Source organism: Pasteurella sp. XG20, assembly GCF_018968665.1.
GTDB classification, from domain to species: Bacteria; Pseudomonadota; Gammaproteobacteria; order Enterobacterales; family Pasteurellaceae; genus Pasteurella; species Pasteurella multocida.
In genome coordinates, this window is the sequence record NZ_CP076656.1 from 2,258,519 (window position 1) to 2,280,948 (window position 22,430).

At 39.7% G+C, this 22,430-nt stretch carries 19 protein-coding genes and 1 tRNA gene; 12 read left to right on the forward strand and 8 right to left on the reverse strand.

The window, feature by feature from the left end:
• The first annotated feature begins 74 nt into the window (after positions 1–74).
• From KPF51_RS10650 to napF, 6 genes are all read left to right on the forward strand, one after another.
• Positions 75–794: an MgtC/SapB family protein gene (locus tag KPF51_RS10650; RefSeq protein WP_005718857.1), complete on the forward strand. Its 720-nt coding sequence runs from the start codon at positions 75–77 to the stop codon at positions 792–794.
• Between the two features lie 245 nt (positions 795–1,039).
• Complete coding sequence (locus KPF51_RS10655; protein WP_005724709.1) at positions 1,040–3,478, forward strand: DMSO/selenate family reductase complex A subunit; 2,439 nt, start codon at positions 1,040–1,042, stop codon at positions 3,476–3,478.
• A 10-nt stretch (positions 3,479–3,488) separates the two neighbouring features.
• Complete coding sequence (locus KPF51_RS10660; RefSeq protein WP_005724710.1) at positions 3,489–4,109, forward strand: DMSO/selenate family reductase complex B subunit; 621 nt, start codon at positions 3,489–3,491, stop codon at positions 4,107–4,109.
• A 1-nt stretch (position 4,110) separates the two neighbouring features.
• Positions 4,111–4,959, forward strand: coding sequence for a dimethyl sulfoxide reductase anchor subunit family protein (locus KPF51_RS10665; RefSeq protein ID WP_005724712.1), 849 nt, complete (start codon positions 4,111–4,113; stop codon positions 4,957–4,959).
• Positions 4,960–5,047: 88 nt separating this feature from the next.
• Positions 5,048–5,653, forward strand: a complete 606-nt coding sequence (gene dmsD, locus KPF51_RS10670) for a Tat proofreading chaperone DmsD (RefSeq protein ID WP_005724713.1) — start codon at positions 5,048–5,050, stop codon at positions 5,651–5,653.
• Between the two features lie 17 nt (positions 5,654–5,670).
• A complete protein-coding gene (napF, locus tag KPF51_RS10675; RefSeq protein ID WP_005724715.1) occupies positions 5,671–6,216 on the forward strand; it encodes a ferredoxin-type protein NapF in 546 nt (181 codons plus the stop codon).
• Positions 6,217–6,338: 122 nt separating this feature from the next.
• Here the strand turns inward: napF and KPF51_RS10680 are convergent, their stop codons facing one another.
• From KPF51_RS10680 to KPF51_RS10700, 5 genes are all read right to left on the reverse strand, one after another.
• Positions 6,339–7,442, reverse strand: coding sequence for a Gfo/Idh/MocA family protein (locus KPF51_RS10680; protein WP_005724717.1), 1,104 nt, complete (start codon positions 7,440–7,442; stop codon positions 6,339–6,341).
• Positions 7,443–7,474: 32 nt separating this feature from the next.
• Positions 7,475–8,308 (reverse strand): carbohydrate ABC transporter permease, encoded by an 834-nt coding sequence (locus KPF51_RS10685; RefSeq protein ID WP_005724719.1) that lies wholly within the window; start codon positions 8,306–8,308, stop codon positions 7,475–7,477.
• A gap of 1 nt (position 8,309) precedes the next feature.
• A complete protein-coding gene (locus KPF51_RS10690) occupies positions 8,310–9,194 on the reverse strand; it encodes a carbohydrate ABC transporter permease (protein ID WP_010907317.1) in 885 nt (294 codons plus the stop codon).
• 118 nt (positions 9,195–9,312) lie between these two features.
• The gene (locus KPF51_RS10695) at positions 9,313–10,668 is read right to left on the reverse strand and encodes an ABC transporter substrate-binding protein (RefSeq protein WP_005724725.1); all 1,356 of its coding nucleotides are present in this window, start codon (positions 10,666–10,668) and stop codon (positions 9,313–9,315) included.
• Between the two features lie 44 nt (positions 10,669–10,712).
• The gene (locus KPF51_RS10700) at positions 10,713–11,819 is read right to left on the reverse strand and encodes an ABC transporter ATP-binding protein (protein ID WP_005724727.1); all 1,107 of its coding nucleotides are present in this window, start codon (positions 11,817–11,819) and stop codon (positions 10,713–10,715) included.
• 187 nt (positions 11,820–12,006) lie between these two features.
• Between KPF51_RS10700 and KPF51_RS10705 the strand changes: the two genes are divergently transcribed.
• On the forward strand, positions 12,007–12,714 hold the full coding sequence (locus KPF51_RS10705) for a FadR/GntR family transcriptional regulator (RefSeq protein ID WP_061406288.1): 708 nt from the start codon (positions 12,007–12,009) through the stop codon (positions 12,712–12,714).
• Complete coding sequence (locus KPF51_RS10710; RefSeq protein ID WP_061406287.1) at positions 12,707–13,786, forward strand: Gfo/Idh/MocA family protein; 1,080 nt, start codon at positions 12,707–12,709, stop codon at positions 13,784–13,786. Before KPF51_RS10705 ends, KPF51_RS10710 begins: the two co-directional genes overlap by 8 nt.
• Positions 13,787–13,814: 28 nt before the next feature.
• On the opposite strand, the gene selB is transcribed toward KPF51_RS10710, so the two are convergent.
• On the reverse strand, positions 13,815–15,689 hold the full coding sequence (selB, locus tag KPF51_RS10715; protein ID WP_061406286.1) for a selenocysteine-specific translation elongation factor: 1,875 nt from the start codon (positions 15,687–15,689) through the stop codon (positions 13,815–13,817).
• A gap of 220 nt (positions 15,690–15,909) precedes the next feature.
• On the opposite strand from selB, the gene KPF51_RS10720 reads away from it, so the two are divergent.
• Positions 15,910–16,842 (forward strand): nucleoside hydrolase, encoded by a 933-nt coding sequence (locus tag KPF51_RS10720; protein WP_005724733.1) that lies wholly within the window; start codon positions 15,910–15,912, stop codon positions 16,840–16,842.
• A 35-nt stretch (positions 16,843–16,877) separates the two neighbouring features.
• Here the strand turns inward: KPF51_RS10720 and selA are convergent, their stop codons facing one another.
• Positions 16,878–18,260 (reverse strand): L-seryl-tRNA(Sec) selenium transferase, encoded by a 1,383-nt coding sequence (gene selA, locus KPF51_RS10725; RefSeq protein ID WP_005724735.1) that lies wholly within the window; start codon positions 18,258–18,260, stop codon positions 16,878–16,880.
• Between the two features lie 191 nt (positions 18,261–18,451).
• On the opposite strand from selA, the gene KPF51_RS10730 reads away from it, so the two are divergent.
• From KPF51_RS10730 to KPF51_RS10740, 3 genes are all read left to right on the forward strand, one after another.
• A tRNA-Sec gene (locus KPF51_RS10730) sits at positions 18,452–18,546 on the forward strand.
• Positions 18,547–19,010: 464 nt separating this feature from the next.
• A complete protein-coding gene (locus tag KPF51_RS10735; protein ID WP_064661123.1) occupies positions 19,011–20,033 on the forward strand; it encodes a hypothetical protein in 1,023 nt (340 codons plus the stop codon).
• Positions 20,030–20,500: a hypothetical protein gene (locus KPF51_RS10740; RefSeq protein WP_061406284.1), complete on the forward strand. Its 471-nt coding sequence runs from the start codon at positions 20,030–20,032 to the stop codon at positions 20,498–20,500. Before KPF51_RS10735 ends, KPF51_RS10740 begins: the two co-directional genes overlap by 4 nt.
• Before the next feature lie 542 nt (positions 20,501–21,042).
• Here KPF51_RS10740 and KPF51_RS10745 read toward each other — a convergent pair.
• Entirely contained in the window at positions 21,043–22,428 is a 1,386-nt protein-coding gene (locus KPF51_RS10745; protein WP_005718967.1) for a DHA2 family efflux MFS transporter permease subunit, read from the reverse strand.
• Positions 22,429–22,430: the final 2 nt, after the last annotated feature.

Consider the following 22,430-nt stretch of genomic DNA (forward strand, 5'->3'; position numbering starts at 1 on the left):
GAGATGCCTATGGACTTATCTTATGTCCTTGTTAGAATTGGGATAATATTGATTGATTTTAGTGCAGTAGATTTATGAAAATGTTAACAGATTTGTTCGATGCTTTTTTAGCCTCAACGCATTTTGCGATTTTAGCGAAAATGGCAATGGCAATGCTATTAGGCGGAATCATCGGCTTAGAGCGTGAATTAAAACGTAAAGCAGTAGGGGTGAAGACTTGCGTCATTATCGCGGTAACAACCTGTGTATTAACCATTGTGTCTATTCAAGCCGCTGAACATTATGCTCAAGTGTCAGAAAATATCCGTACCGATCCCATGCGTTTAGCCGCGCAAGTGATTAGTGGGATTGGCTTTTTAGGTGCGGGGGTGATTTTACGTAAAAGTAATGATGCGATTTCAGGCTTAACGACGGCTGCGATTATTTGGGCGGCTGCAGGTATTGGTATTGCCAGTGGCGCAGGCTTTTTCTTTGATGCGATTATTGCGACCGTGATGATTTTAATTGCTGTTCGTTTAAGTCCTTTAGTGCAAAGTTTAGTCCGTCGTAAAAATAATATTCGTAAAACGAAGATTACCATTCAGCTCAATACACCGAATGCGATTGGTAAAGTCACAGATATTTTAATCAGCAATAATTACCGTCTAGATAGCTTAAGTGTGAAAGACTTACCCAATACGGATGATGTGCGTTTAAATATGCGCTGTTTGATTACAGACAAAACCATGCTCCAAAATGTGTACTTGCTGCTAAAAAATGAGCCGGAAGTGGTGAGTGTGGATTTAGATAATTAAGCATGACATGAAACAGACCATGATGTGGTAATGAGTATCACATCATGGTCTTTTTTACGCCTATTCTAATTGAATGCTAATTATTATCATTTTTATAAGTGATTGATTTATATCATATAATATGGCTTATTTTTTGTCTTAAAAGATAAAAGTTGATCTATCTCATATTCCCTACCTCTTTTTGGTTGTTTAATAGAATAGATGTTTCTATGTCTGTTTATAGCATAACCATCGGGGGATACGTTATGGATAAATTGCTTGTCAATTCAAGATTGACCAGACGTTCTTTACTGCAAAGAACTTCAATTGGTGCAGCGCTCGCTGCGACCAATCTGTCATTACCTTTCAAAGCCGTCGCTAATGAAAAAAAAGCGACATCCTCATCAACAGAAAATCTGCAGGAAAAAGTGGTTTGGAGTGCTTGCACAGTGAACTGTGGTAGCCGTTGTCCACTGAGAATGCACGTGAAAGACAATAAAATTATCTATGTCGAAACTGACAACACGGGAACGGATACATATAACGTTGACCACCAAGTCAGAGCGTGTTTACGCGGACGTTCAATGCGCCGGCGTGTTTATAATCCAGACCGTTTGAAATACCCAATGAAGCGTGTGGGTAAACGCGGTGAAGGTAAGTTTAAGCGTATCAGTTGGGATGAAGCACTAAATGAGATTGCTACTTCACTACGTAAGAATATTGCGCAATATGGTAATGAATCGATTTATCTCAATTATGGTACGGGTACACTGGGTGGCACAATGACTAAGTCTTGGCCTCCGGGGTCAACTATGCTTGCCCGTTTTATGAACTGTTTAGGGGGTTATCTCAACCATTATGGTGATTACAGCACCGCACAAATTGCAGTCGGGTTGGATTATACCTATGGCGGTGGTTGGGCATTAGGAAATGGCTTAGCTGATATCGAAAATACGAAGTTGGTTGTCCTTTTTGGTAATAATCCAGCAGAAACACGCATGAGCGGTGGGGGATTGACGTATTGTATTGAACAAGCACGACAAAAATCGAATGCTAAAATGATCATTATTGATCCTCGTTATACTGATACCGCGGCTGGACGTGAGGATGAATGGATTCCAATTCGTCCAGGTACTGATGCCGCCTTAGTTTCGGCTTTAGCTTATGTGATGATTACAGAAGATTTAGTCGATCAAGCGTTCTTAGATACGTATTGTGTTGGCTATGATGAAAAAACCTTGCCTGAAGGCGCACCAAAAAATGGGCATTATAAAGCCTATATTTTGGGGGAAGGGGATGATGGAATTGTCAAAACACCGGAGTGGGCGGCGAAAATTACGGGAATTCCTGAACAACGTATTATTAAATTGGCTCGAGAAATTGCCGGAACGAAACCTGCTTATATTTCGCAAGGTTGGGGACCACAACGTCGCAGTAATGGTGAGCTAATTTCTCGTGCGATTGCTATGTTACCGATTCTGACCGGTAATGTGGGAATTAATGGGGGCAATACTGGAGCAAGGGAAAGCACTTATAAAGTCCCTTTTGTTCGTATGCCAACCTTAACAAACCCAGTGAAAGCCAGTATTCCGATGTTTTTATGGACAGATGCGATTTTTCGTGCGCACGAAATGACAGCATTAACGGATGGTATTCGTGGTGTGGAAAAACTCACCGCACCGATTAAAGTGATTTGGAATTATGCGAGTAACTGTTTGATTAACCAGCATTCCGACATCAATCGCACTCACGAAATTTTGCAAGATGAGACACAGTGTGAATTGATTATTACCATTGATAATCATATGACTTCAACCGCAAAATACAGTGATATTTTGTTACCAGATTGTACTGCGTCAGAGCAAATGGATTTTTGTACCGATGCCTTTGTCGCCAATATGAACTATGTGATCTTTGCAGATCAAGTGATCACCCCTTCTTTTGAGTGCCGTAATATTTATGACATGTTAACGGATTTAGCCGAGAAAATGGGGGTTAAGCAAGCATTCACTGAGGGGCGCACACAAGAAGAATGGCTCCGTCATATTTATCAACAATCCCGAGAAAACTTGCCAGAATTGCCGACCTTTGAAGAATTCAGACAGCAAGGCATCTTTAAAAAAGTCGATCCAAATGGCTTTTATGTGGCTTATAAGGCTTTCCGTGAAGATCCGCAAGCGAATCCTCTCAAAACACCATCCGGTAAAATTGAGATTTACTCTGAGCGCTTAGCGGAAATCGCCAAAACGTGGTCGCTAAAAGACGATGAAGTGATTCACCCATTGCCTGTACATGCTGACAGTTTTGAACACTATGGCGATAAATTAATGGAAAAATATCCGTTACAAATGACAGGTTTTCATTATAAAGCGCGTACACATTCAACTTACGGTAACGTGGACGTGATTAAGGCGGCGACCCCGCAAGAAGTGTGGATTAATCCGATTGATGCACAAGCACGCAATATTAAAAATGGCGATATGATTCGTATCTTTAATGATCGTGGTGAAGTGCAGATTCATGCCAAAGTGACACCTCGTATTATCCCCGGTGTAGTCGCGTTAAGTGAGGGTGCTTGGTATGCGCCAGACAGTCAAGGTGTGGATCATTCAGGTTGTGTGAACGTATTGACAACACAACGTCCATCGCCTCTCGCGAAGGGTAATCCACAGCATTCTAACTTAGTTCAAGTTGCGAAAGTGTAAGGAGTAAATGATGAGTGTTCAGTATGGCTTTTATTTTGACTCAGATCGTTGCACCGGCTGTAAGACTTGTGAATTAGCCTGCAAAGACTATAAAGACCTCGATACCAACGTGAATTTTCGTCGCATTTATGAATATGCAGGTGGTGACTGGCAACAGCAGGCAAATGGATGTTGGCAACATAATGTTTTTGCTTATTATTTATCGATTTCCTGTAATCACTGCGACAATCCTGCTTGTGTGTCAGTTTGTCCAACGGGTGCAATGCATAAAACAGAAGATGGCTTTGTCATCGTGAATGAAGCAATCTGTATTGGTTGTCGTTATTGTCATATGGCTTGTCCTTATGATGCACCACAATATGATGCAATGAAAGGGCATATGACTAAATGCGATGGCTGCCATTCACGTATATTGGAAGGGAAAAAACCGATTTGTGTTGATGCGTGTCCATTACGGGCTCTAGATTTTGCGCCCATTGATGAACTACGCAAAACCTATGGTGATTTAGCGGCGATTGCGCCATTACCCTCGCCAGAACATACTGCGCCAAATTTGGTGATTAAGACCAATAAAAATGCGCGTCCAACGGGGGATACAACCGGGTTTTTAGCGAATCCAAGGGAGGTGTAAGATGAACGGATTACACGAATTACCTTTAGTGATTTTCACTGTATTAGCACAATCAGCTGTGGGGGCTTTTTTACTCTTTGCTCTTGTTCTATTTACGACAGAAGACAAACACTATCGTGTTTATGTGCACAAAGCGATGTTTGTATTATTAGCGTTACTCGGTATAGGTTTTATTGCCTCTATCACGCATTTAGGCTCGCCATTGCGTGCATTTAACGCATTAAATCGAGTAGGTGAGTCTATGTTGAGTAACGAAATTGCCACCGGTGCGTTGTTCTTTGCGCTTGCGGGCATATATTGGTTATTTGCGATATTAGACAAGTTACCAAAGGCATTTGGACGCTTTTTATTGGTATGTGCCTCTGCGATGGGATTAATCTTTATGTATATGATGAATAAGGTTTATCACATTTCAACGGTGCCAACATGGCATACCAGTTTTACTACTTGGGGCTTTTATTTAACCATTATTTTGGCAGGTTTTACCCTCGGTTATGGTTTATTACATAGTGAACGACCAGATGCTAAAGTGGTTTCTTGGGTACCAACCCTTGTTTCTATTACAACGTTAGTAGCCGCAATCGTCATTATTTATCAAGGGTTCGCGTTATCCACAGTCGTCACGTCAGCACAAAAAGCGACAGCACTGGTACCAGATTTCGCCACCTTAAGTGCGTTACGTTTTGTGTTATTGGGTTTGGCAATAACCTGTTTATTCTATGTGCTCCATAAACCGGCTTCATGGATGAGTAAACTCTGTGCTGTGTTATTGGTGTTCGCCGCTGAAATTATCGGGCGGACGTTATTTTATGGATTGCATATGACGGTTGGGATGGCTGTCGGGGCATAGCAAACCTAACGGGGTAGCGCTCGCGCTGCCCTGAACAACACAAGTGCTAAGTGCGGTCTATTTTATGAGAATTTTGGGGATTCATGTTATGAATATGCCACAACGTCAATGGGTTTCCTTATCAGGGCGTTTATTAGGTGCTTTATTTTATTATGCACCGACTGAAGCACAGCTTGAATCCATTTTGGATTTTTTCCGTCAGCCTGATTGGCAACATGAATGGCAGCATGAAGTGGATGCAACGATCTTGCAGGCTATTCAGCAAGGTCTTGCAACCGAAGCATTAGATACAACATACCAAGAATTATTTATTGGTCCCGCTGCCTTGAGTGCGCCACCTTGGGGATCGGTTTATCTTGATCCCGAGTCAGTACTTTTTGGTGATTCTTTATTGAAATTACGCGAATTTTTACGCCAACACCGTGTTGAGTTTGTAACCACACAAAATGAACCGGAGGATCATATTGGGCTAATGTTGTTACTGTCTGCATATTTAGCGGAAAATCGCCCAGAATTATTGGTTATCTTTTTAAGTGAGCATGTCTTTACTTGGTCAACACGTTATTTACAACTTTTAGCGAATCAACAAACGTCTGTATTTTATCGAGGTCTTGCGTTATTGACGCAAGCGACGTTAAATCAATGGCAGCAACAGCTTGATATTCAAGTGAACAGCGTACGTCTTTATCGTTAAATCACATGAGGCAAAGCATGCACAATAATGACTCAACTCATCGGCACTGTCAGAAAGATGAACGTTATTATGAAGCCTATCTTTCTCACCATACTATTTCACGTCGTGGTTTATTGCGTGGTCTATTGGGGGGGAACACGAAACAGGAAAAACGTTTAAAAAATCGACCGCCCTTTGCGGCTAAAGAAGCCTTATTACTTCAAGTGTGTCATGGATGTGCGGATTGTATTGATGCCTGTCCTTATGGCTTGCTTCGCTTGGTGGAAGGAAAACCCGTGCTAGAAATTGATTTTTCAGCCTGTGATTTTTGTGGTAAATGTGCCGAAGCTTGTACTACAGGCGCCTTACATCGAGCATTTTCAGCAGACACGGAATTACGCCCAATCTTTAGCGAAAAATGTTTAATTACACAAGGGCAATCCTGTTCTGAGTGTCAGCAAAAATGCCCACAACATGCCTTGTCGATTCAACATAAACAACTTGTTGTTAGTCCAGCTTGTCATGGCTGTGGTCAATGCAAGATAAGTTGTATGCTGGGGGCAATTACCTTATCTCGCTGTTAAAACATCTTTATTCTTCTTAAGTGGGAAGCCAGAAAAAAAGGGCGTATAACGCCCCAACTAACCTAATTGTGCTTTTAAGACACCACATGATTCTTGATTTATTCGCATGAGTGACTCACGTTTTAACCTGTAATTTCGGCAACCTCAACTTTGCGGTTTTCATAGCGAGATTTGGTGCAGGCATCTGCGGTGGCAATGGCAGCTCTTGCAGCTTCCCCTGTGAGTAATTTCTCGAATTCTTCAGTCGGTTTCATACCATGTAAAATATCATTTAAGTATTTCATCTCTTTTTTCATAATAGAACTGAGCCACATTGGGGTACGCTTACCTGGTTTACCATATTGGATCGCGCCATCCATTTCGGTACTGGTATAGATACGCGTACGATCATCATCCTCCTCTTGTGTTTCATGAATTAAGAAATGGCTATCTTTGCCATCAACACGTAATGTGCCTTTACAGTGGTACATGTCTAATTTAATTGCGCCTTTTTCACCTTGGATAAGAACATAATGTTCACCCCAACGGAAAGCGGAGCCCCACTCTAATACGGCAAAACGACCGCCCTCAAATTCTAAATTGAGGAATAACATATCGTCCTCGTCACCAAATTTTTCACTTTGATGTGCCACATTACCTGCCGTCATCGTAACAGTTTTCGGCATACCTCCCATAATGAACTGAATACAATCTAGTTCATGAATATGGTGGTATAAATGCCCACCTGATTTTGCACGAATTTTTTTCCATGAAATACTTGGCTGTTCATCTTCCCAACCGTTTCGTGCAGAATGGCAATAGAGGACTTTACCAATCACCCCTTGTTTGATCAATTCTTTGGCATGATGTACACCATTAAAGAAATTCATGACATGACCTGCCATAAAGATGACGCCATTTTCTTCACAAGTTCTCACCATTTCATCGCAATCTTGGTAGTTAAGTGCGATAGGTTTTTCACAAAAAACATGTTTACCATGCTTAGCGGCTTCAATGACGGGTTCTTTGTGCAGATAATTTGGTGTAGCTACGATGACACAATCTACCTCTGGGCTACTGACCAATTGTTTCAGGCTCGTCGCGGCAATACATTGAAGTTCTTTAGCAATCGTTTCTCCATTTTCTGGATCATATACCATGGTCACTTTGGCATTTTCATTTTCGTTCATAAAACGTGCTAAATCCGCACCAAAGTAGCCTACACCCACAACACCATATTTCATCATTTTTATTCTCCTAATCTTACGATAAATAAATTCTATTTCACCGAACCTTCAGATAATCCACTAGCAATTTTGTTTTGAATAAAGCAAAAGAAGATAACAGAAGGGATAACCACCAGCACAGATGCGGCCATCATATCGCCCCAGTCAAGAATTTCTGCACCATTTAGGGAGCGTAAAGCGACCGCGACCGTCATTTTGCTTGTATCATTGACTAAAATGAGGGCATACAAAAATTCATTCCATGCATTGATAAAGGTATAGATCGCGGTGGCAACAATACCTGGTGCAACCAGAGGTAATACAATTTTGAAAAAGACAGTAAATTTATTGGCACCATCAATTTTAGCGGCTTCCTCAATTTCAATTGGCACAGTCTGGAAAAAACCTACTAAGAGCCATACTGCATAAGGCACACTAAAGGAAAGGTAAACCACAATAAGCCCTGTTGTCGTATTTGTTAAACCGACTTTTGCCATAGCAATCGAATAGGGAATAGCTAATAAAATAGGTGGGAAGATATACGTTGTTACCAATAACTTAGACATAATTGATCCCAGTTTTGGGAAGAAACGCACAATCCCATAAGCAGCCATAGATGAAATCGTAATGGCAATGACAGTCGTTACCAGTGAAATAAACAAACTATTTTTAATATTCACAATGAAATTCAGGTCATAAATGACGTGCTCAAAATAATCTAAGGTGAATACTTTTGGCCAGAAACGCGTTGGTTCACTTGTTAGTTCACCTTTACCTTTAATCGATGAAAGGAAAATCCATATCAGTGGAAAAACCGCAATAATGGTGGTAACCATCAGGAAAAGATGAGAAATAATGTCGCCCAATAGAGTAGATTTCTTTTTCATATTATTTCCCCTCTTTTTCCCAACGGTTAATGATTTTGAAGTAAATAAAGCAAACAGAGAGCAAGAAGATAAAGAGCAGCACGGTGACGGCGGATGAGCGTCCTAACAATTTACTTCCCCAGCCCATGTCATAGGCAAAAATTGGTAAAGTCATGGTGGCATTTGCAGGACCACCACCTGTAATGAGGTAAATGATGTCAAAGTTATTGAATACCCAAACTGTTCTTAATACCACCAATAATCCCACGACCACTTTAATATGCGGTAAAGTGATGTAACGGAAGATTTGCCAAGCGTTTGCGCCATCAATTTTGGCGGCTTCATATTGATCAGCGGGAACAGTCTGTAAGGCGGACAGTACATTTACCATAATCATCGGTGCGCCGAACCAGATGTTAATAAAAACAAGACATACAAACGCCCAAGTGCGGTCAGATAAGAAATTAGGTGCAATTTCCATTAAGCCAAGTTGGACTAACATATTAGGTAAATAGCCATATACACCGTTTAAAATCCATTGCCAAGAAAAGGCAATTACAATGGTCGGAAAGGCCCAAGGGATAATTAATAAAATTTTATAAAGCCATTTAAAATGTTTAACTCGATTTAACGCAAGCGCGAGAAAGAAACCCACTAATACTTGACCTGTTAAAGAAAAAATTGTCCATTTTAGAGAATTGAAAAATGACATCCAGAAATTTGGATCGGATAATACAGCTCGATAGTTCGCTAGGCCTACAAAACTGTAATGCGGCATAATCAAGTTTTTGTTGGTAAAACTATAAAAAATACTAGATAAAAATGGATAAATGAATAGTACGGATACGACTAATATTGCCGGTAAAACAAATATCCATCTTGTATAGTTATGATGTTTGTAATACATAAGGAGAACTCCTTATAAAATCCATAAGATATGCGACATTGTGAAATTTTAGACAAAGCCCCCCTAATACTTATTTACATAAGTAAATTGGCAAGATATTAAGGGGATTGGGTTGTTTTTATTTTGTGATAACAGCCTCTAATAAACTGTTTAGTTCTTTTTCTGCTTTTTGTGCAGCTACCATTGGATCAGTTCCATTAATCACAATGTCTTGGAACATTTTTTCAATGATATGTTGATTCGTTAAGATCCCAGCTTGTACACTTGGTCCATGTTCATAACCAATGGCTGTTCCAAGTTGAACGGCTTCTGTAATGACTTTTTCGGCATGTTCAAATTGCTTGATAATTGGTTCGTCTTTATAAGCCGGGTCGTCAGAAATGCCCTTGATAGCTGGTAACATACCTACTGGAACAGCTTTTAGGAAAGAAATATAACGCTCTTTCTCATAAAGTGTTTTCATAAAAGCTTTTGAGACATCTGGGTGTTTTGAGTTTTTCCAAATTACCATTGGAATATTGGCGGTTTCCAGGGCCGGTGTTGGATCATTTTCATTGATTTTTGGTACAGGGTAAGCATCAACAAACTCTAATAATTGTGGCGAATTTGCTTTTACGCCCCCGATTTGGAAACCAGAGTTAAAATCAAAGGCAGTTTTGCCTTGATAATAAAGCGTTGCTTGCTGTAGGACATTATAGTTTACGGAATCTTTTGGTGAGGTATCTTTATACATTTTCACCCAATACTTAATGCCTTCCTGTGCTAATGGATTCGTAAGATCGACTTTTAAATCTTTCGTCAGTAAGCTTCCACCCCCACTGCGCACATAAAGATTTAAGAAACGTGTTGCCATAAAATCATTGCTTCCCATCGGCACAGAGAGCCCATACACACCGTCTTGAGTTAATTTTTTAGCGGTTTCGTAAAGTTCATTCCATGTTTTTGGTACAGGTAATTGGTGTTTTTCCAAGAGATCTTTACGTATCCACATTACTTGGGCGTGTGAATAAAGCGGAATAGAATAGTTTTTCCCTTGTACGGTGCCTTCGCTAATGGCTGCCTCAGCGAATTTATCACGCCCAATACTATCAATCAGATCGCCTAAAGGCTGAAGCGCACCGAAGTTAATCATTTCGACAACTTGATTCGGTAAGGCTGTACTTAAATCCGGCACATTACCGGAAGAAAGCCCAGTCGTCCATTTGGTATAGAAATCATTCCAAGAAAAGGTTTCAATTTTAATTTTGACTTTAGGATTTTTTTGTTCAAATTCTTTTGCTGCTTGTTGGATAACTTCTAAGCGAGGACCTTGAGTAAATGAATGCCAAAAGGTGATATTACCTGCTAATTCTTGCCCCTCTTTAGGCATAGCCGTATTCGCTTGTGTGGTTTTATTTTCTTCGTTACAACCGGTTAATATGCTAGCACCAGCTATGATAGGTAATAAAACAGAAAAGAGTTTTTTCAATTTCATAGAGAGCATCTCCTATTCTTATTTAGAAAAGTTAAAATCATCAATTAAAGTTGCAATAATGATTTTTCTGTTTGAGGATCGAAAAAGTGAGCATATTTCATATCAAATGCGAGATTCACCACTTGTTCCATTTTTATGTTTTGACGAGAATGCACAATCGCTTTAATTTCTTGTCCATCAATATCCGTATGCAAAATATATTCTGCACCAAGTAATTCTGCGACATTGATATAAGCATGGATAATTGAATGTTGATAAACACCTAATAACATCGGATCATTAGAAATATTTTCTGGGCGAATACCTAAAATAATTTCTTTATTTTCAAACCCTTTTTCTTTAATGAGCTCATAATGATTTTCTGGGATAAGTAAAGAAGTACCTTTATGTGCAATAAATTGGCCGTTTTCAATTTTTCCGTGAATAAAATTCATAGTTGGTGCGCCAATAAAACCGGCAACAAAGAGATTATTTGGTGCATTATAAATTTGCTTTGGTGTGCCAATTTGCTGTACGACACCCGCTTTCATCACCACGATGCGATCGGCCATAGTCATGGCCTCGGTTTGATCATGAGTCACATAAATGGTTGTGGCATGAAGGCTTTTGTGAATTCGAATGATTTCAGCACGCATATTGCCGCGTAGTTTGGCATCTAAATTGGAAAGGGGTTCATCCATAAGGAAAACTTTTGGTGAACGAACAATGGTTCTGCCGAGTGCAACTCGTTGGCGTTGACCACCGGAAAGGGCTTTGGGTTTACGGCTGAGTAAACCATCTAAACCGAGGATTTTTGCGGCTTCTTTGACTTTTCGATCAATTTCTTCTTTAGGGAATTTACGTAATTTCAAAGCAAATGCCATATTGTCATATACGCTCATGTGTGGGTATAAGGCATAAGATTGAAACACCATTGCAATGTCCCGATCTTTGGCTTCCACATCATTTACTAAGCGTTCATCGATATAAAACTCACCACTTGAGATATCTTCTAGGCCTGCAATCATTCGTAGTAAAGTTGATTTTCCACATCCTGAAGGACCCACTAAGGCAATGAATTCTTGATCTTCAACGTTTAAATTAAAGTCTTGTACGGCATGAAAGCCATTATCATAACGTTTATTGATATTATTAAGTAATAACGTTGCCATATGTATCCACCTTAAAGTAATATATAGAAATATCGTTAATTTGGAAATTTTTAGAAACAACTTGTCATGTTAATTATTGTGTTATATCGGAATGAATAACATGATTATGCTTTAATTTAATTGAGACATATGATGTCTTATCTTTAATTAAAGATAAAGAGATCCAGATCACAAAAATGAGAAAACTATGGATAAATTAACAAAAAAAGCGGCTTCTCTGGCATTACAAGAGAAGATAAAAACATTAATTATTCGACGGAAAATGAAGTCGGGCGATCTGATGCCGACAGAAAATGAGCTCATTGATTTATTTGGAGTAAGTCGCTCTAGCTTACGAGAAGCGATTAAGTCGTTAGAAGCATTACATATTTTAGATATCCACCATGGTATAGGTACATTTGTCGGCACTTCTTCGCTTATTCCTATGATACGTGGCTTAACGTTTTATGCTCAGTTACATTTACAAGATAATTTAAAGAGTATTTTGGATATTCTGGATGTGAGGGAAATCCTACAATATGGTTTTGCCCCTATTGCACTGCAGAAAATCAATGCTGAAGAGGTGTTGCAATTACAAAGTTTGGTTCGTTTATTGGAAGAAAACGCACAACAAGGACGGTTTTCCATAAAAGAAGAGCAACAAATCCATTTATTAATGTATCAGTCTGTACAAAACCATTTATTGACTCAATATTTAGATGCATTTTGGCAAATTTATCAGCAGCTTGATGCGGAATTGCCCGCAATTTTAATTTCACCGACGGATCTTGCAATGCAATATCGTGAATTGGTTGATGCGATTGAAGCACGCGATTTAGAACGTGTACAACGCGCTGTTTTATATTATTTTCAGGCTATTAGACAACGTTTAACACAAGGAAAAGCACATGAGTAACATTAAAATCGCTTTGATTGGCTGTGGTTTTTTCGGACAGCAATTAGCATTAGGTTTCACAAAAGCTGGCGCAGACTTACTTGGTGTGACTGATCTTTCTATGGAGTTTGCAGAACGCTTGGCGGCTAAATTCAACACCAAAGCATACAGTGATATGGAAACCCTATTTCATGAAGTGACGCCTGATCTTGTGTTAATTGCTACACCAAATTATGCCCATAAAGTCCCCGCATTAACTGCATTAAAACATGGTTGCCACATTTTTATCGAAACACCGTTCAGTATTCATCAAACTGATTGTTCAGAAATTCTTACCCTGGCGAAACAGAAGAAGAAAAGTGTATTTATCGGTCATTTGTTGCGTACTTTGCCGGGGTTACTCAAGGCAAAAGAATTAATGATGCAAAATGTGCTAGGCAAAATTACCGTTGCTCGTGCTAGTCGACAACGTTGGATTGATGCTTTTCAAGATAAAAACTGGTGGAAGAATGATGTTAATTTAACTGGTGGAAAACTGTTTAATGAAATTCACGAACTGGATTTACTCTGTTGGTTATTGGGAGATGTAAGCTCTGTTTATGCGCAAGCAACGAATCGAGCACACACTGATACGCCAGATAACCATGATATTATTCAGTTATTACTGCAGTTTGAAAGTGGGGTTTTTGCATCATTAGAAATGGGGACGGCTTATCGACTGCACGAATGGGGGATCACGATCCATGGTGAGTTAGGGGCATTAATGGTGAATTTCTTTACCTCTACAATGACGTTAAGTTTTGCGGATGGTACTCGACAGCAATTTAATTTATATGATGAGTTTGAGGCCGATTTATCTTTACGCGAGAGTGGTAAAGCAACACAAAAATATAATTTACCTACAGCGTTATCTCCGCTTTGGTTAACTCGAGCCGTGGAAATTGAAGCAGATATGGTCGTGAAACATTTATTAGGGGTAACTGAGCATTGCATTTTGAGTCAATCGACAACAAAAGCGATTGCTGTGGCTTGTGCTGCCAAAAAATCAATTGAAACGCAACAACGGGTGGAGCTTGATACAGCATCTATGTAGTAAACGGTGAGCGTTTCACTCACCGTTTTTACAAATCAAATACGTCACTATCACGTAATACGTGAATATTTCCTTTGCGGCGCAAAAAACCGCAACGATCGAAATATTCAATCAGCTGTACAACCAATTTACGTCCGAATTGAAGCTCATCACGGAGTTGATTGACTGAAATCGCGCCGTGCTCTGCAACGAATCGTTTTACTAAACGTGAATAAGCGTAGAGCGTTTCTGTGAGGAAAAAACGATCTTTGACAATCGGTGTCAGGTAACCCAATTTCCCCGCTTTATAGAGAAAATTTCGCATTGCGCTTTCGTCTTGCCCTAACACATTGGCGAGATCACGCACCCAAAGGGGGTGCCCATGCTGTTGTTCAAATTGTTCCAGTACCGCTTGCCATAGTGCTTGTTCGTCCTCTGAAAATTGGATTTTGTGTTCAGGTAAATGTAGCCAGCCGCGTGTCTGTTGTAATTGCCCCTTAGCCAAACATGCTTCTAGGAAGTGATACATCAATTTTTCGGGTTGGTTCAGGGTTGCAATCCGATATAAACGAGCCTTACTGATACCCAGTTGGTCATTATGATTTTGGTGATATTGCGCAAGTGCGGTCAATAATTTCTCGGTTTGTTGTTGTTGATAATCTGCGTTAAAGATCCAATCCTGAAAACGCACTTGCTGATTGACCGCGACGATCTCAGCGAGCTGCTCTGCATTTAATTGCTCCGTCCACATCAACGTTTGAGCATCAACAGCTTTATTTTGTAGATAAAGTGTGGTGCGTTCAGTGGTAGTTTTGGCTTGCTGTAAAGCATATACGAAATTTAACCGTTGTTCAGTTCGCTTGTGGCGCTTGGGTGAATTAATCTCAATGACTTTCGCACCTGCAACTAGATGTTTGGCATCGCCACTACGTAAAATGAGTTTATCAGCATAAGCTAAGAACAATGGCTTTTCTAAAATGATTTCTGCTAAACCTTGTTGTGCTGGCAAAAGGGTTTTGTGTTGCAGTAAATTCAACTTACCCGTTGTTCGCGCACTGGCATGATAGAGATGGATAGGCTGACTTTCTTGTAAGGTAGTTTCCGCATTGAGCAGCACGGTGATACGTGATGTTGGTGGCAAGGGTTGTTGAGAAAGCAACCAATCTCCACGCTCAATGGTGATCCGATCTAAATCCACATTCAGATTTAATGCTAAGCGTTCCCCTGCGTTACCCACATTGGTTTGTTGATTTTGGCTATGAATATTTTTAATACGTACGGTCTGACCATTGGATAACAACAGTTCATCATCGATTTGTACACGTCCACTAAATGCAGTGCCGGTTACGACGGTACCTACCCCTTTTACGCTAAATACGCGATCGATAGCATAACGAAAGGGTTTATTGGAATCCGCTAAATTAGGTAACTTAGCAAGATAGTTACGTAATTCATCAATACCTTGTTCGGTTTTAGCCGAAGTGATAAAAACAGGTGAATTGGCTAAAATGGGATGATTCGCTTTTAATTGTTGTGAAAGTTGTTCAATTTGCGGTGATGTTGCGCGATCTGCTTTGGTGATAACGATAAGAATGTGCTCTAATTGCAATAAACGTAAAATTGCCAAGTGTTCTAGAGTTTGTGCTTGCACACCTTCATCTGCTGCCACAATGAGCATCGCATAATGAATACCACCTAAGCCAGCGAGCATATTAACGAGAAACTTTTCATGCCCCGGCACATCAATAAAGCCTAAAGTGCGGTCGATTTTTCCGTTTTTTTCTAAAGGCAAGTAAGCATAACCCAAGTCAATGGTCATACCGCGCTTTTTTTCTTCGGGTAAATGTGCGGTATGTGTGCCAGTGAGAGCTTGTAATAAAGCCGTTTTACCATGATCAACATGGCCTGATGTCACAATAATCATCTCTTATCCTCAATGCTTTTGTTTTTATTTTAGCATTTAGCGTTTAAATGAATAACTTTTTTCTGTTGCGCTCTTATGCCACCTCATGAGGCGGTACTTATGTTGTGATCTCATTCACAGTTTTGAGCTTAAAGGATTGTCCTCAAACCCAATTAGCTCTACGCTGAAGGAAAATTATTAAGATAAACAAGATGTTATTTTAAGTAGGAGAGGTATGGACATGAAAAAAATTATTCTAGATTGTGATCCAGGGCATGATGATGCCATTGCGATTCTGTTAGCGCATGGCAATCCAGAAATTGATCTGTTAGCAATCACGACTGTGGTGGGTAATCAAACGCTAGAAAAAGTCAGTCGTAATGCTTTAGCGGTAGCTGAAATAGCCAATATCCTTAACGTACCTATTGCCAAAGGTTGTGTGCGACCTTTAGTGCGAGAAGTAGAAGTTGCACCGAGTATCCATGGTGAATCGGGGATGGATGGACCTGTTTTGCCCGAACCCACACTGAGTTTAGATTCACGTCATGCCGTCGATTTAATTATTGAGTTAGTGATGACCCACCCGCCCAAAACAATTACGTTGGTGCCTACCGGTGGTTTAACGAATATTGCCATGGCGGTGAGAAAAGAACCTCGCATTGTGGAACGCGTGAAGGAAATTGTCTTAATGGGAGGAGGCTATCACACAGGCAATTGGAGTGCGGTTGCGGAATTTAATATTAAGATCGATCCTGAGGCGGCACATATTGTGTTCAATGAAAAATGGCCATTAACTATGGTGGGATTGGATCTGACCCATCAAGCTTTAGCCACAGAAGATGTGATTAAAAACATTGAAAAAATTCAAACAAAACCAGCTAAGTTTGTTCTCGAATTGTTGGCGTTTTTTCGCAAAATGTATAAGCAAGCACAAAATTTTGATTATCCGCCAGTACATGATCCTTGCGCTGTGGCTTATGTGATTGATCCGACGGTTTGTACGACGAAAGTGGTGCCCATCAATATTGAGTTAACAGGCACTCACACATTGGGGATGACGGTGGCAGATTTTCGTTATCCGATTCCTGAAAATTGTCACACACAGGTGGCAATGCAACTGGATAAAGCGAAATTTTGGGGCTTGATTTACGATGCTTTGCAACGTATTGGTTAACGCATCAAGCAAGGGGCATATGCCCCTTTTGCTTTTTATAGCTGCATGACTGTCTTGAGGAGACTATCTATATCCGCTAAACCACGTAAATCTAACCAAATTTTTTCTTTCTCTACTCGGCAAATGATCGGCTGTGGAAGAGCTTTAAAACGTTGTAAAAGTGCGGTCAGTTTTCCTGCTTTTTCAGTGGAAATGGTGACTGCGACAGAAGGAATGGTTGCCATGGGCTGTGAGCCACTGCCAATTTGTGCCACACTATTGGTGATAGCTACACTGTAATCTGTGGTTAACTTTGTCAGTAATACGGATTGGAGCTGTTTGGCTTGTTCATGTAATGCTTCTACTGGTTGTGTTAACAGGCGCAGTGTGGTTAAGTGTTGGCTTAATTTCTCTGGTTGCAAATATAAACGCAAGGTGGCTTCTAATCCTGCCAGAATGACTTTATCGCAGCGCAGTGCACGCTTAAGAGGATGTGTTTGTAAGCGATCAATCCAGGCTTTTTTGCCCACAATAATACCTGCTTGTGGTCCGCCCAGTAGTTTATCGCCAGAAAATGAAATCAAATCTACACCCTGTGCCCATTTTTCTTGCACGGTCGGTTCCTTCGGCAATCCATATTGTGCTAAATCGACTAATGCGCCACTGCCTAAATCAGTCATCACTGGTAGATTAAATTCTTTGGCTAATGTTACTAGTTCTGCCTCTGTTACTGACTTTGTGAAACCACAGATTTGATAATTACTGCTGTGCACTTTCATTAAAAAGGCAGTATTTTCGTTAATCGCGTGACGATAATCGCTTAAATGTGTACGATTGGTTGTGCCGACCTCCACCAATTTGCAACCGGCTTGTTGCATAATATCTGGAATACGAAAAGCACCGCCAATTTCAATTAATTCACCCCGAGAAATAATCACTTCTTTGCCTTGTGCAAAGGTCGCTAGCATAAGTAACACCGCTGCTGCATTATTATTGACGATACAGGCGGCTTCCGCCCCCGTTAATTGGCATAAGAGATCGCTAATATAATGATCACGATGACTCCGTTTGCCTTCCTCCAAATCGTATTCTAATGCCACATTGTGCGACATTGCGGTCAAGGCGGCGTGTTGGGCAGCATCTGACCATAAGGCACGCCCAAGATTGGTGTGTAGAATAGTACCGGTCAGATTATGGACGGATTGTATTTTCACTTGGCTTTGTGCGTGTAACTGGTGTTCAATTTCACGTAAAGTATCGCTTATATCTTGAAAAACGGGGAGCAGTTTATTTTCATTCTTGATGTATTCACGCCCTTGTTCAATCAATTGACGACAAATATTCACTACCGCAGTATGCCCAAATTCATGACTTAATCTAGCGCCTTCAGGCGTTTTTAACAATTTATCAATGGAAGGAAGAGAAGAGTAGAGCGACATTCGGATTCCTTTTTATTGCGCACAAAATTGATTTAATCATACTCGTTTTTCGCTGAAAATTCAGTATGCAATCAAAAAGAAAGCCCAATTTTGTGAGGCGGTTAAAAAAGTGCGGTCAATTTCTCCCGAGTTTTATTTACCTACTTGAATCCCTTGTGTATTTGCGTTAAAGTGCTCACCACTTCTAACACGGAAGATCGTCGTTTCCGGTGAAGCGGCAGGACTTCAAATCCTGTTGAGGTTGCCAGCAATCTCGGGTGGGTTCGACTCCCATGATCTTCCGCCAATCCATAAATTAATCTTCATCAACCCCCCTCGTAAATCCACATATTGATTATGTGTCACATATTAAAAAATTTGTGTATTTAATGCTTATAACATTATTTGGAAGAGAGACGATTAAATCTCTACTACTTTTTACTTTATCAACCGCTCCACTAACTCAATTTTTACAACCGCGAAATTAAAATTCTCAGATATAGGGAGGGGGTAAAAAGTTCAGGTAAAAAGCCCAAACTACTGCTCCTAAAAACTCCTTAAATCGCTATTCCAGTTTTTCGACCTTTTTTACTCTTTGAGGCGGATCACAAAACATATAATAGATATTTGTTTATATAACGCTATTGTCGTAGTATTAAAAATCAACTTGTTATAAAGGTGATTTTTTTGAATTTAGCGTGGCACTTGATAAACAAAGTCTTTTGGTGGTCTGTGCTTTGTGATTAGTGGATTTAACATAAGGAAAAAAATATGGCAAAAAAAAAATATAACAGAAAAAAAATCGAAACTGCTCAAGTCGTATTACGAGCCTTTAAAATTAACAATCCTAATGCAACAACAGATACGAGTCAGGTAAGAGAGAAACTTGAGGCCTTTTTAGAAAGTGATCATTCCGCTGAAAAACGCTGTTTGATATTAAATCCAGATGATACTGATAAAGAACAAGATCTTATCTCAGACTATAGCAGTAAAGGAAAGCAACAATCTCTATTTTGTACATTATTACGGATGAAATTAGGCAACGGTGTGCAACATATTACTGATGAGCTATTGAATGAACATAAATTCAGTATTAACGACTTGAAGAAGCGCACAATTTCGACAGCTGGTATATATCAACGTCATTACTATTTTTCTATCCTTGATGATTATCTTGTTACTGCCTGTATGCCATTAAATCAAACTATTAAGCAGTTACAAACATATTTGGCATGGCTACTCAATGATGAAATTTTAGAAATTACACCAATGATTTCTCCACCACCGGAATGTAAGCTCAGTGATTTGGTTTCAGCTACTTTTGTTGATCCAGAATTCAACAATATCCCACATTCGCAACCGGAACAACATGCGGATAGTCAGAAATCCCCAAACAACTACACTATGCAAACTACAGAAAATACCGGCACCAAACGTCATTGGCTTAGTAAGGTTTTTATCAAAGAGTTACTTCCTAAACTATTGAAAGAGGGTTCTGACTTTAAAGAAGTTGAAAATCTTGCTAAAATAATTTCCGCTGAATTAGTGGTTAAATTTAAAAAACCACGTAAAATGATTCAGGATGACTATGAAAAAATCCTTGGAGCTACCCTTAAGCCTGTGGGTGATATTGAGAATATAAAATTTAAAACCAAAGATAAAAAAAATATAGTCAGAGGAAAAGATTTGCTCAAAACAAAAACTGTTGAAATTGAAAAAACAGAAAGCGGATATCTTGTTGAAGAGCAACTAATACAGGCTATGGCACATTACCTACAAGAGATCAGGCAGTGAAAATTATAGCTCAATTAATCGTAGCTTTTTTTATTTCATTATTAATCTGCAATATTGGAACTTACCGCCCTAGCATATCTACATTAAACGTACTTTATACCGTGGCAGGCATTTTGTTTAGTGTTGGTCTTGGTCTGATTATTACGATCGTACCTAGTGGAGTTAAAAATCCATCTTATATTGCTGAAATCCGTCGTGCTATAAATAAAGTAAGGAATAGATTTTTTATTGAGTTTTTTTTGATTACTTTGGCTTATATTTCTTTTTCAGAACCAAAAAACTGGGAAGTTATTAAAATCGTACTTTACGAAGAAATAGCGTTAAAAATTGATCCTGTATTATACACAGAAATTTTTCTTATTCTCTCTCTACCTTATTTTATGTACAATTTTTTATCAATTCAAAAGTTGAACAACGATATTTTTGATAAAGTAAATCAAGAGAACAAGAATAAACCTAATCAATAACAACCGCCCAGAATCCCCCAAACCGCCACACTGGCGGTTTTCTCTACCCTCAATTCACTAGCCAATCAAATTTCCCCATTTTCGATACACAAATTTCTTATTTAATTCTCTGTGCTTAGCTTGCCATTTTAAAAACAACCCCATGTAAATGATCATTAATAACTAGTTTTTTATCCGTACTCATACGAAGATAATCTGTATTGTTATTGTCCGATATGTAAATTTGCACAACGCTTATTAGTAAATAGATAAGAGCTAAATATTTCACCGTTAGGAAAATTATTCTAACGTATATATGATAAGTATCAGCCAATGGCTGACACCCTTTTAACAAGTTTTAATTAGTCCTTTTTTATAATGCAAAGAAACTCATTTTTAGAGAGGGATATTAGGCAGAAATAAAGTATAAAAAACACTCAAAAATAGGGGTAGCAAACAAAAATAGTACTAGGAATAGTACTATATTTTAAGTTGTTAAAATTTAGTCTTTTAAAAATCAATATCTTATATGGTTAATTGGGCTCCCATGATCGCCTTGTATTTTAACGACGGAGACTCTGACCATCTTGGGCTTTTAAATAAGTGAGCACCCAAATCAAAATAAAACCAAAACAGGCAACACTTAAAAAGGTATAGCTGAATGATTGTTGAAGTTGTTCGCCCACTTCTCCGATGTGGTCGCGATAAATCCCAAGGATCACGGAGCAGACCGCAATGCCGATCCCAATCCCCATTTGTTGAGCAACGCTCAAAATAGTGGAGCCGGCACTGGCGTTTTGTTCGGATAATTCGCTGACCGCTAAGGTATTGGTCGCACTGAAAATCACAGACATACAAGCGCCATAAAATGCGAGGGCGAGTACTAATAACCAAATTGGTGTGTCAACAGTGACCAACGCCATGACAGCAATCGCCAGTGTGAGACAAATGGCAGTTAAAAGAAGGGTGGTTTTGTAGCCTAAACGGTGGAGAATAGGGCTAATTAAGGGTTTCATTAACACAGAACTGATGGCAATCGGAGCGAGGAGCCAGCCAGATAATTCCGCGCTGTAATGAAAAACAACTTGTAACATCAAAGGCAATAAAAAAGGAATCCCCGAACCACAAAGGCGAATAAATAAGTTGGCCACAATGCTGATCGTAAAGGTTCTGATCTTAAATAAGGACAGTGGCAAAAGGGAAATAGGGGATTTTTTCGCGTGGAAATAATAAGCACACAATAAGAGTAATCCCAACATTAATACACTAAACGCAATCCCTTTGTGACTACTTCGTTCAGCGATGAGATCTAAGCCCAATGTGAGTCCGACTAAACTACCAGCAAAGAGCATAAAGCCTTTCCAATCAAGTTTATTGACTTCAGCCGTGACATTTTGCATGTAGTTGCCTGCAATCAATACCCCGATAATACCAATCGGAATATTAATCAAGAATATCCAATGCCAAGTCGCATAGGTTACTAACCAGCCACCTAAAATCGGACCTAAAATCGGACCGAGCAAACCTGACATCGCCATTAAATTCCAAACGGATAATAAATGCTGTTTAGGCACGGTGCGAATAATGGCAAGCCGTGCTACTGGCATCATTAAGGCACCGCCAAAACCTTGTAATACACGCGCCAGAACAAGGGTATCAAGCGTGTTAGAGATGGCACAGGCAACAGAGCCGATAACAAAAATGCTGACAGCAATGCGAAAAATTTTTAAGGTGCCATATTTATCCGCGAGCCAACCACTGAGTGGGATAAACAATGCCACACTGAGTGCATAGCTGATAATCGCAAGTTGCATTTCTAACGGCGATTCATTTAAATCGCGTGAAATGGCGGGTAAGGCAGTGTTGAGAATGGTTGCATCAAGGGTTTGCATGAAAAGTGCCATTGCCGCAATCCAAGCTAACCCCCGATAACTTTCACGTTCGGTCATAA